At 59.3% G+C, this 12470-nt stretch carries 7 protein-coding genes; 3 read left to right on the forward strand and 4 right to left on the reverse strand.

Annotated elements, in window-relative coordinates; translation table 11 throughout:
- Nucleotides 1-1746: 1746 nt before the first annotated feature.
- The 4 genes from DK391_RS26740 to DK391_RS26755 form a co-directional block, all read right to left on the reverse strand.
- The gene (locus tag DK391_RS26740) at nucleotides 1747-2715 is read right to left on the reverse strand and encodes a ParB/RepB/Spo0J family partition protein (protein ID WP_109481019.1); all 969 of its coding nucleotides are present in this window, start codon (nucleotides 2713-2715) and stop codon (nucleotides 1747-1749) included.
- Between the two features lie 12 nt (nucleotides 2716-2727).
- Nucleotides 2728-3879, reverse strand: coding sequence for an AAA family ATPase (locus tag DK391_RS26745; protein ID WP_109481020.1), 1152 nt, complete (start codon nucleotides 3877-3879; stop codon nucleotides 2728-2730).
- Between the two features lie 84 nt (nucleotides 3880-3963).
- Nucleotides 3964-5268, reverse strand: coding sequence for a replication initiation protein (locus DK391_RS26750; RefSeq protein WP_109481021.1), 1305 nt, complete (start codon nucleotides 5266-5268; stop codon nucleotides 3964-3966).
- Between the two features lie 1135 nt (nucleotides 5269-6403).
- On the reverse strand, nucleotides 6404-7243 hold the full coding sequence (locus DK391_RS26755; RefSeq protein ID WP_109481022.1) for a MipA/OmpV family protein: 840 nt from the start codon (nucleotides 7241-7243) through the stop codon (nucleotides 6404-6406).
- A 343-nt stretch (nucleotides 7244-7586) separates the two neighbouring features.
- Here DK391_RS26755 and DK391_RS26760 point away from each other — a divergent pair, with 343 nt between their 5' ends.
- From DK391_RS26760 to DK391_RS26770, 3 genes are read left to right on the forward strand one after another with little or no spacing between them, the layout of a single operon-like run.
- Nucleotides 7587-8939, forward strand: coding sequence for an MFS transporter (locus DK391_RS26760; RefSeq protein ID WP_109481023.1), 1353 nt, complete (start codon nucleotides 7587-7589; stop codon nucleotides 8937-8939).
- Nucleotides 8940-8987: 48 nt separating this feature from the next.
- Entirely contained in the window at nucleotides 8988-10922 is a 1935-nt protein-coding gene (locus tag DK391_RS26765; protein ID WP_109481024.1) for an ATP-binding protein, read from the forward strand.
- A complete protein-coding gene (locus DK391_RS26770; RefSeq protein ID WP_109481025.1) occupies nucleotides 10919-12274 on the forward strand; it encodes a sigma-54 dependent transcriptional regulator in 1356 nt (451 codons plus the stop codon). Before DK391_RS26765 ends, DK391_RS26770 begins: the two co-directional genes overlap by 4 nt.
- The last annotated feature ends 196 nt before the right edge of the window (nucleotides 12275-12470 follow it).

Raw genomic sequence — 12470 nt, forward strand, 5'->3', positions numbered from 1 at the left:
TCGGCTCGGCTCGGCTCGGCTCGGCTCGGCTCGGCTCGGCTCGGCTCGGCTCGGCTCGGCTCGGCTCGGCTCGGCTCGGCTCTACACGCGTTTTGCTAATCCAAGTTGATTTGTCGCGTTGAGTGCGAGCGCCTTGGGCGCCGTGATTTCACGGATAGGGGTTGCGAATCCATCGCCAATTCTCGGTTTTGTCCGGAGCACTCGCGCACACGAAGGAGTGCATTCATCCGTCGGATCACACGCAACTTACTTTGCCCTCAACTTCCCGGGATACGGATTTCCCATCCGCTTCCGGCCGCTCGGTTCGGGCTGCCTGATCCGCGGTGCACCGGAGTCCACGTGCATTGGACAACCCGATAACGGCTTCCCGCCTGCCGTCCATGTGGGGCGTGCCGCTTTGCAGCGCCTAGTTCTATACGCGCACGACTCTATCCCCGCTCGCCCTCGCCACTGACGACTGCACTTCTCGTCTTCATCCAACGCAGTGCAGACGCGAATTTGCTCCGTCGCTCGCCGTCTCCCAAGTTGCTTTCTGAAACGTGTCTCGTCCGGCCAAACGATTCTAGCGGCGGTCCCGTTAGACGCGCCTCGCATTCGTTGAGGCGTCGAGGCGCACGGCCTACATCGGTGTCGAGGCTAGCTGAGGGCATTCGTTGATCGCTTTTAGTTGCACCGCTCAAACGCAAGAAGTAGAGATTCGGCAGGTCAGGCTCCATGCGGTGTAGTACTCGTTCCACGCTTCACTACCGCTTCTCTTCTCGGGCAGTCGCGTCTCACGTACACACACTCTCTCGATTTTTTAGCTCGCCTCCAATGCGAAATTTGAAACGGATGGCGAGACCGTCGGCGAGCATCTAGTTCTCATCTAGCACGTGGCCCTCGGCACTTCAGGTCGCCATATAGACCCGGCGAAGTACCGGGCAAATCGATCTTTCGTGATGCCCGCAGACATGCGGTGTCGAATTCTCGGTGCATCGAACTCCGAATGCTGATCCCAAAGAATCCAATGTGGGTCTCTTCAGCGCCTGTATGGGTGTGCTCGCCAAGAACGGTTTGGTTCGGAACGCGGGAAGCAGCACCGCCCTATTTACGATAAATACCCTGACTCGCTCACGATCCGCACAGAGTTAGGACGATCCCCGCCGCAGTTATTTACCGTAAATAAGGCCAGTCGATCTGTCCCATAGACAGCGGTCCACGGAACGCTTCGGTGACACGTCACGGCTCACCTCACAACGAACCTCCCGGACGGCAGCATTTGCGAGCCGCAATTTCGCCTATCAGATCCAGCACCACCAATGGTTCGCTGTCGCGTCCTCGCGCACCACCGACACTGCGGCTTGCGTTTCATCGCAGACCACGAGCACCTATTTACCGTAAATAGCCGCACCGCATCCTAACCACCTCGGCCCACAACGCGACATCCCTCAAACACCAAACCTAATTGCACGCCAATGGAAAGTTGCTCATACCACCCTAACCAACATCAAAAGTACACGGCAACCACAGCCGATAACGCTACCGCGAGCCAAGCCAACAACCGCCAAAATCGCACGCGAGAAACCAAGCCGAAAACCAACGCCGGCCCAACACCATGAGCCGAGTGAAAACACAACAAAGGAAAGTATTCGGTCGAACGACCAGAAGAAAGAAGCGGGCGATCCGAACCAACCGCCGCGAAGAACTACATCCAACTCAAACACCACCAACCAGCGCCCGCCTCTACAAAGCGGGCGCCACAACCCATCACCCACCAGACGACTGCACATCCTCCAGAAAGCCCGTAATCAACTGGCGCAACTCTTCGACACGCCCTTGCGGCACGCCACTAGCCCGCAACCGAATCACAAGCAGATCACCCTTCCGCTCAATCCCCACTTCCTCTTCCTTCCGCGCAGACGCTACCGGGCGCGAAGCGCCCAGCAAAGCCGTCAGCACTTCCGGCGCAGTACGCGACGGATCTTCCGCAAGCTCGACAGCCCGCTGCACAATTTCATCGCCAGCTTTCTTCAGCGCCACCGACAACTTCCGCGCCGCCTGAAACTGAATATCGTGCGGCGACGGAAACGCATTGACGACTTCGGCGGGAAGCTCAGCCACCAGCATCGCGCTGGAGATATTCCCCTGCGACAGCCCACACGCCTTCGCCATAGCATTCTGCGAAGGCCAAAGCTTGTCATCGAGTGCACGCTTGTACCAGACGCCTTGTTCCCAGGGACTCAGGTTCTTGCGAGCCCGATTCTCCTGATCCATCTGGACAAACTGACCCTGCTCCGTGATCTCACGATCGACGATCGCGTTCACAGGCAGATCCAGTTCCAGACACGCGCGATGTCGCCGATGTCCAAACACGATCTCGTAGCCGTCGCCGTCGCTCGCCGGACGGACCTTGATCGGTTGCGTATTGCCGCCCGACTCCGCGATCAGCAACTTCAGTTCGGCAAAACTCTCGTCGCCGAAATCCTGACGGTTAGCCCACTTGGACGCGTGAATCGTCTTCGGGTCGATCGCCCGAATCGCCACCGCGCCGTCGAACTCTTTGAGCTGCGCTTCAAGTTGCGAAACCCGGTCCGAGCTTTCACGCATCGCGCTCCGAAACGCGAGCATCTGCCCCGGTGCCGTGCGAGGCGATGCGCTGCGCCCCGTCTCCGGCGACGGAGCCGCCGGAACCATCAGGTCACCCGTTTTCTTTGCAAGCCTGTCTTTGATCGACATTTATGTCTCCCCTTATTCCGACTTCGCCCAGAAAGCCACGATGGATTGCTCCACGATTTCCGTCACGCGGTCATACGCTTCACGCGCGCGACGGTAAGTCTTCGCGTTGCCGTCGTAGCGCGAAATGTCGTACACGGTACCGAATTCGGCCGAGCTTGCCGCCGTCACCGCCGTCTTGGGAATCTCGACGGGCAGCACTTTCTCGGCATAAGTCGCCGAAATCCATTCGCGCACGACGCCGGCAGCGGCATCGGCAGGGTCGACGCGCGACAACAGCACATGGATAAATTCGAACGATTTGTCCGTATTCGTTTCCGCCGTGAGGTTGGACGCGAGATCGCTGAAGAGCGTCCAGAACTGCGCCGAACTGGCGAAGTCGAGCGCATTCGGCGGTGTCGGCACAATCAGTCCGTCCGCAGCCATGAAGGCGTTGACTGTGCCGTAGCTCAATGCCGGCGGCGTATCGATGATGATCACGTCGTAATTGCTGCGCGCCTGCTCGAGGCTCGTATTCAACACGTTCCAGAACTCGAAGTCGGGTTCCTTCATCTGCCGGCTCGGCAAGATGAATTCCACATTGAACAGCGACGACGATGCAGGCACGAGATCGATGCCGTCCCAGTAGGTTTCACGGATCGCGTACTCGATGCTCGTTTGATCGCCCGTCGCCAGCGCGGTGATGGTTGAATCTTCATCGACTTCGGTATCGGGAAGAATGCCGAACAGCGTGGTCAGCGAGCCTTGCGGATCGGTGTCGATCACAAGCACCCGATGTCCACGCAAACTAAGACCTTGCGCGAGCGTCATCGCCGTGGTCGTCTTGCTCACGCCACCCTTGAAGTTACCGATCGCGACGGTCATCGCCGGCGCGTTTTCCGGCCGCAAAGCGTTGTTGCGATATGCACGAACCCACTCACGCGCTTCCGGCAGAGAAAATTCGCGGCGCGACCCCGTCGCGTTGACCGTGCCTGGGGGCAGGTCGCCTTTCGAGGTGCGATAAGTAATCTGGCTTTTATCGACTTCGCACAGGGCAGCAAGCTGCGAAGCGTTGAAAACAGGTGGGATTTTGCGGGCGTTCGGCGCCAGCATACGACCCCGAACCTGCGAGACGATGTCAGTCGCACGAGCGGCCTGATCGACGATGTCTTGAATAGTGATGTTCATTAGCTGATCCGCAATAGACAATGCAGTCAGCTTATATCAGATGGCTCGACAGAAAGCCATCGATTCAACGGATTTTCGCGTTTTCTATAAATTCCGTTGCGACGCAACTTCCTGGTGATTCTCAGAAAGCCATACGTCGAACTTTTTCAGGTCGAATTCCGGACGAACCCGATTTCGGAGCCACGACGCAAAGTTCACGCGCCCAACCGAGCCAGAAAACAGGCCGGGGCTGTCCGGCCGGAACTCGCGCGAATACTTCGCGCCGTCGCCTTCGATGAACTGACGCGCGAACTCGCGCTTCTCATCCTGCGTCAACGCCTTCACGGCGGTAGCGCACTGGAGGCGGTCGAAGTCGATCCGCAGTTCCTGCATGCGGGCATCGATCGTGCGCGAGCGCGCAGCGGCAGCCTGTTTCTGTGCCTTTTCGCGTTTTTCTTTTTCGTATTCCGGCTCGGACACATCTGCCTTGTTCTCGATCAGCGTGCGAATAAAGCCCGCCGTCGAACGCTTGATCTGTCCTTTGCGGTCCTTCTCTTCGGCCAACTGGACCACCAGACGGGCGCGCTCCTCGTCTTCGATGACAAAACTGAGCGCCAGCTTGTCGCCAATACCATGCGCGCGGAGCTTCCGGAAAATCTCGCTATCGCGCACGTGTGCGAACTCGTCTTCTGTCTCGGGCGTAAGAAGCGATTGCTGCGCGCCCTGGCGGATAAGAAACTTCACGCCCGTGACCGACCGACCCAGCCGCTGATACTCGACGTCGACATTAATGTCTGAGACGTCGTTAATCTCTTTCACCGCCTTCTGAATGACCTTGCTGTTCAGCCGGCGAAAATCGTCGTAATACTCCTGGGTCGCACCCAGAAGCTTCCGAAGCACCGGCAATTCGATCCAGCCAGTTGAGCCAACCTTCTGAAAACGCAGGCAATTTTCGTATAGAGTCAACGCGTGCGACTTCGAGAACTTGCGCTGCACGCCGAGATTCACGGTCGCGTAAATCGACGGGTCATACAGCTTTTCTGCCAGCGCCTCGTCATAGCGGTACGAGCACACGCCTGCGCGAATTTCCGCGAACGAGAGAATCGGCATCACGCTCCAGCGTTCGCGGCCGTCGTCCATCACGTTGAATTCGACGGCTGTCGTGGCCAGCTGCCGTAGCGCCTCGCGGAGTTTTTCGGTGTTCTCGCTTTCCGTCCAGCCGAGCACGAGCATCAGCGTCCGCACCGGAAGACGGTGGGTTCTCGTGGGCAGCAGGTTGTCGTAGGAATGCAGCAGCAGCACGTTCGACAGCTTTCGCTCCAGCAACGAAAGTTCGCCGCTTGTATGAATCGCGGCCACGTGCTTTTTGACGCTTTCGGTACGAACCTCAGTCGGAAGGGATCTGGGCATGCCCGGAATTGTGCGCTAAATGACCCCAGCATGCAATCACCGTCTGGGACATCTATTTTACTCATTGAGCGAAATGTCCCGTTTCGCCAGGATCGATGAGACGGGTCAACGCGCTTTCGGGTGAATTCACCACAGACGGGGACAATTCCACCCCAGTCGGGGGCGCGAGACGCCCCAGAAGGGGACGTATAGTAGTAAATGGCACCCCAGCAGGGGACGATACCCACCCCAAACGGAGACATTAGTGCCCGGAAAGCCTTACTGGATATGGGTTCTAGGTGTGTAAACGCTGTAAACGTTGTTTACCAAACGGTATACAAACATCAAGACACCCTATCCAGGGACAAACGCGCCAAGATGTTGCTGTTTTTTCGTTGAGATTTCTAAAATCAGCTTCCAACACACGCGTATACAGAAATACGACGAACCTCGAAGCGCGTCGAAGAATGTCAGCTAACTCACTGACGACAAACCGCAAATTTTCAGTGCGCGATCAGGTTGCTCAATTCAGCAGACGTATTTATCGTAAATAAGTGACGGACATGCCGGAATGTGTTGAACGCCCACCCCCTATCTGGGGACAACAGCTGAACTGCGCACGATTCCCGCGCGGAACCGCCCCAAGTGGGGACATTGGCCGATCCGAAGTGAAATTCAGGATGAAAACCACGCACAGTGGGACCCGCACCGTCTGCGAACGAGCGATTTCCCACAATTTCGCGAAAACTCGCACCCTATCTGGGGACAATCAGCGGTTGCCGCACCGGCGCCCGCCAATGACAGACGAGAGGTCACCCCACATGGGGACATCAGAGACGGATAGCAGCTTATTTACGATAAATAGAACTGTTTGAGCGCGCGCCCATATCAAAAAAACGCCCAAGCGGCACGTGGCAGCAAATCAATGCGCGAGTTACGCGAGGACATTCAGTCCGAAAACCCAACTCGCTTGCCAGCTCTGCGTAACGCCAAAAGCGACTTCATCGATCACATAACCGACTGCCACGTACCCATGGCAGGCAACGCACTCGGGGTTTCAAAAAACGAAACGCAAAGAGATAATCAGGATCACCAGGGAAAATACACGCCACTTATCGCGCCAGAACCAAGTCAGGCTTGGCCCCCGCGCGAACCCTCAAAACTGGTAATTGACCGAGAGATCGCACACGCCATTCGTCTTGGTCTGCGTAATCGGGCTATTCGCCGCGCTGCCCATCAGCCGCTTGAGTGCGCCATCGGCGGTGAGGAACCAGTGTTTGTTGACGAACCAGATCATCGTCACGCCAAATCCCGCGGACTTCAGCCCGGCGCTCGCGTCATATTGGCCGTATTGAGATGCCGCCGCCTGCGAGGCATTCACCCCGAACCAGCTATTCATATACTTGGAGTCCGCGAACGTAACCGACGGTCCGGCAAACCAGAAGAAGTGCTCCGAGCTGCCGGGCAGCGGCATATAGGCGCCGAGATCCGCGACCCATCCGTTCGAGCCGCCGAAGCTGCGTGTCACCGCGCCGCGAAACACCAGCGGAAATTCCTTCGAAATCACGTACTCCCCAGCCAGTTTCATTTCCGGCGCCGGGTTGATGTTGCCCATACCGTACAACCGGGATGGATCATCGTGTGCACGACGGCCAAGGTCGTACACAGCCGACACGCTGACCCGCCAGTTCGGCCCCTGCAGCACGTTGACGCCCAGGCCTTCGCCCGTCGACAGAAAGGCCAGATCCTTATAGCGGATGTCGGTGCTCGGCCCGACCATCGTGTGATACCGGTCCGATCCGTCGTACCGTGGCTCGAACGTGGAGCCGATGCCAATTCGCACTTGCCAATCAGGCTGCTTGGGCTGGAACAGTTTTTCGAGAGGAATTCCCGCGGAGTATTGCCATTCGCCAAGCGGCGAGGGCGTTTGCGCCATGGCAGCGGGCGCGCCGCAGATCAGGCAAGCGAGACTGGCGTAGACCGGTAGCTTTGTCATTGTCGACTTACGTTCGTGGTTACGAAACGCGGATACGGCTCGTAGCGGCCGTATCTCATGTTTTCAGGGGCAGGCGAATCCGGCGGGAGAGCAGCAAACGCCATACCCGGCGACCGATCAGGCGCAGGCAACACACGCCCGCGAGACAGTGCGATTAGCCGCACATCACACCGGCCAGATTCTGGCGATCCGCACAGCCACCTGCGCCGCTCCGCGCGATCTCGAAAAATAAATCAAACAAAACAGACGGTTACGGAAACGCCGAGCCTCGCGCAGTTGGCACCGGAGTTGCACAAGAGGGCGCGCCGCATCGTGTGGCAACTGATAAAACCCAGGAGACAGCATGGATCCCAGCTATTCGGAAGCAGACGCGCGCGCCGTTCGTCCTCAGGCGAACGCGACAGAATCTTCTGCTTCCGCCTCTCGCGACCATCTTCGACGCCTCAAATCGATCTTCTCTGGTTCCGCGGGCAATCTCATCGAGTGGTACGACTGGTACGTGTACTCCGCGTTTGCGCTGTACTTCGCGCGTTCGTTCTTCCCGGCGGGAAATCAGACTGCACAGCTGCTCAATACGGCAGCCGTGTTCGCGGTCGGCTTTCTTGCTCGCCCTGTCGGTGGATGGCTGATGGGCATCTACGCGGACCGCCACGGCCGGCGAGCGGCGTTGTTCGTTTCCGTCGTGATGATGTGCTTCGGCTCGCTGATCATTGCTCTGTGCCCGAGCTACGACATGATCGGCGTGGCTGCACCCGTCATGCTGGTAGTTGCGCGCCTGCTGCAAGGCCTGAGCGTGGGCGGCGAATACGGCACGTCGGCGACGTATCTAAGCGAAATCGCGACGTCGAAAAGCCGCGGCTTCTATTCGAGCTTCCAGTATGTGACGCTCATCGCCGGCCAGCTTCTCGCGCTGGCGCTGCTGGTGATCCTGCAACAGTTCCTTCTGACGACCCAGCAACTCGAAAGCTGGGGTTGGCGCATTCCATTCCTGATCGGCGCCGCCGCCGCGCTCGGCGCGATGCGCCTGCGCGCGACCATGGAGGAAACGGGCGAGTTCGAAAAAGCCAGAAACAAGAAGGAGCGCCGCGGCACGCTCGCCGAATTGCGCAAGCACCCGCGTGCCGTGCTGACGGTAGTCGGCCTGACGATGGGCGGCACTATCGCCTTCTATACCTACTCGATCTACATGCAGAAATTCCTCGTGAACACGGTTGGCATGAGCAAGCACGACGCAACGCTGGTTTCGGCGGCTTCGCTGTGCCTGTTCGCGCTGCTCCAGCCGGTAGTCGGGGCGATCTCCGATCGCATCGGCCGCCGCCCCGTGCTGATCGCATTTGGCGTGCTCGGCACCCTGTTCACCGTCCCCATCATGACGGCCATCAGCGAGACTCACAATGCATGGATTGCGTTCTTCCTGATCATGGCCGCGCTGGTGATCGTATCGGGTTACACGTCAATCAACGCGGTAGTCAAAGCAGAACTGTTCCCCGCGGAAATTCGTGCATTGGGCGTTGGACTTCCTTATGCTTTGACCGTATCCATTTTCGGCGGCACTGCTGAATACTTCGCGCTATGGCTCAAGCAGGCAGGACATGAACCGCTCTTCTACTGGTACGTCACGGCTGCGATCTTTTGCTCGCTGCTGGTGTACGTATGCATGCGCGACACGAGCAAGCATTCGCTCATCCAGGACTGACGGTGTGTGCCAACGCGTCTCGGATGGCTTTGATCGGGTTGCGACATCGTGAAGGCGCATCGTCTCAGGCGGATTAGCCACGTTGTAAAGGCTGCGGCGGTGCTCGGCTGTTGCGTCGCAGCAGCCGGGCTTGCCTATGTCGTTGCACTGCAGTCCTATACACGGGCACATGTGAGCGAACTGGGTCAGCGCGCCTCGCTCTATGCCTTCACGCTCGAATCGCAACTGGCCCGCTACGAGTCCTTGCCGCGCATCGCTGCGCTGGATCCTTCCGTCGTGCATCTGCTCCTTAAACCGGACGACGGCAACCTGCAGCGCGCCGTGAACAGTTATCTGAAAGCAGTCCAGACGAATGCGGATCTCGCGGCGGCGTACGTCATGGACACGAACGGCAAGACGCTCGCCGCAAGCAACTGGGACGAGGCGGGCAGCTTCGTGGGTTTCGACTACGCGTTCCGGCCGTACTTTATCGATGCGATGAAAACAGGAATGGGGCGCTTCTACGGCGTCGGCAACACGACGAGAAAGGCCGGCTACTTCCTCGCTGTACCTGTTCGGGATGGCTCGGGCGCTGGCGCGCGCACGCTCGGCGTCGTCGCGATCAAGGCGTCGCTGGATCGCTATGAAAGCGCGCTGACAAGAAGCGGCGAAATCGTCCTGCTGGTCGATCGCGACAACGTCGTGTTTCTGTCGTCGATTCCGACCTGGCGCTACCGGCCACTCGCACCGCTTCCAGACAAGGCACGCCTCGCGCTTCAGCAGACGCAGCAATACGGCAACGCGACGCTGACCGCGCTGTCGCGCTCGTCTGCGCAAGCCGCATCGGAAGAACGTCCCAGCGGCTCGAACCAAGGCGGCCCGACAACGCCGCCGCAACCCGACACGCTATATATAGCGCCGCCGGGACAACGGCCGACGTGGTATCACATTCATTACCGGCCCGTCGGTCCGCTCGGATGGCGGGTCGCGATCCTCACAGATCACACGCAGGACGAGCGCAGCGCGGTTTTCGCGGGCATCAGCGCGGGCGCGGCGACCGGCCTCGTGTTCGCGCTGATCGCGGCCGCGCGGCTGCGCAGTAGCCGGGACAGGGAACGGCAGCGCGCACGGGCGGCACTGCAACGTGCGCAGCGCGACCTCGAGAAGCGTATCGCCGAGCGCACCGTCGAACTGACCGAGGCCAATGCCGCACTCGAAGAAAAAGTCGACGCACTCGACGACGCACGCCGCATCCTGCGCGACACGCGTGACACCGCCATACAGGCAGGCAAGCTCGCGGCGCTCGGCCAGATGGCCGCCGGTATCACGCACGAACTGAATCAGCCGCTGGCCGCGGTCATGACGCTTGCCAGCAACGCCATCCGGATGACCGAACTCGACCGTCCGGAAGACCTCAAGCGCAATCTCACGCTGATCAACGAACTCGCGGCACGTATGGGCAAGATCATTTCGCATGTCAAAGCCTTTGCCCGATACGATGTCACGCGCAGAGAGCCAGTATCGATCGAAGAATCGCTGCAGCAGGCGCTCGCGCTGGTCGAGCAGCATCGCAAGGCGGCGGACGTCACCGTGCGCATCGCGCCTACGCCCGGCAATGCCGTCGTGCTGGCCAGCCCGATCCGCATCGAGCAGGTCTTCGTCAATCTGTTGACCAACGCAATCGATGCGAGCGCGCACGCCGCGATGCGCCGCGAAGTGCTGGTCACGACCGAAGTCGTCGATACGCTGGTGCGCATCCGCTTCGCCGATAGCGGTCCCGGCATCGCGCCACATGCATTGGCGCGGCTGTTCGAGCCGTTCTATACGACCAAGCCGGCAGGCAAAGGACTCGGGCTGGGTCTCGTCATTTCGCAGGCTATCGTCGATGAATTCGGCGGTCGTCTCGAAGCACGAAGCGGCGGTGACGCGGACAGCGGGCTGGGTGGCGCCGTTTTCGTCGTCGAACTGCAACGCATGACCGAAGCGGTCGAAACGAAGCCATGAACTCGCCCGATACGCTTCCCAACAACATGCTCGTCTACGTGGTCGAAGACGATCCCGTCGTGCGGCTTGGATGCGCGCAGGCACTGACGCTCGAAGGCATCGCCGTGCGCGAATTCGGCGACGCTGAAAGTGCGTTTGCCGCGCTCAGGCATGCGCCGCCCGTGGTGATCGTCAGCGATATCCGTTTGCCGGGTATCGACGGCCTCACGCTGCTGGACAGCATCAAGGCGCGTTCCGACAGCGCCGACATCCCCGTCATTCTGACAACCGGCCACGGCGACGTTGCAATGGCCGTCAGTGCGATGCGCTCGGGCGCCTATGACTTCATCGAAAAGCCTTTCCACTCCGAGCGACTCGTCGATACCGTGCGCCGGGCGCTCGAACATCGTTCGCTGGTCGTCGAGAACCGGAACCTGCGCGCGCAGCTCGGCAGCGAACGGACCTTGCTCGGCAGGTCGCCGCCGATGCAGCGCATCCACAGCCTGATCAGTGCAATCGGACCGACGGGTGCGGACGTGTTGATCGTCGGTGAAACGGGCACAGGAAAAGAGGTGCTGGCGCGAGCGCTTCACACGGCAAGCCGCCGCAGCGGCCCGTTCGTCGCGCTGAACTGCGCGGCATTGCCGGAAGCTGTGTTCGAAAGCGAGATCTTCGGTCACGAGGCGGGCGCCTTCACGGGCGCGCAGCAACGAAGAATCGGAAAGTTCGAATACGCGAGCGGCGGAACGCTCTTTCTCGACGAACTCGAAACGATGCCGCTTGCGCTGCAGGCCAAACTGCTGCGTGCGCTTCAGGAGCGTTACATCGAAAGACTGGGAAGCAATACACCCGTGACGGTCGATGTGCGCGTGATCGCGGCAGTCAAACGTGATTTGAAACAACTGTCTGATCAGGGGCAATTCCGCGCGGATCTGTACTACCGGCTCAATGTCGTATCGATCGAACTGCCTGCACTTCGGCAACGTGCCGACGATATCCCCGAGCTCTTCGCCCACTTCGTGCGCGCGGCGTGTGTCCGCTATGACAAACGGGAGCCGGCCTGGACATCCGAAGACATGATGCGCTGGCAGCTGCACGACTGGCCGGGCAATGTCCGCGAACTGAAGAACGTTGCCGAGCGGTTCTCGCTCGGGCTGGACGATGGCCTGCCGCAGCCGCCGATGGGCGCGGACTCGCTTGCTGCGCGTATGGTGCGCGCCGAGCGTAGCTATATTGAAGACGCGCTGCGCAACGCGGGTGGTCAGGTCATCAAGGCTGCAGAGCAACTGGGTTTGCCGCGTAAGACGCTCTACGACAAGATCACGCGCCACGGCATCGACCCGAATGCATTCCGCCAGGGTACTCAACCATGAAGAGACTCTCTGGATACAGAAATGAAGTACTAGTTCCGCATTTAACTCTATTTAAAAGAATCTAACGATTGGGTTTAAAAGTAGCAAATAGAAATTGCAGACAGCGGATATAAACCAGACGTTTATCTACTGGCTCAACAGATGTTCCATTGCAAGCAACGGTCGTCTAACAACATCAAGAAGATCCCGAAAAATA

The organism is Paraburkholderia sp. C35 (assembly GCF_003121405.1).
Taxonomy (GTDB): domain Bacteria; phylum Pseudomonadota; class Gammaproteobacteria; order Burkholderiales; family Burkholderiaceae; genus Paraburkholderia.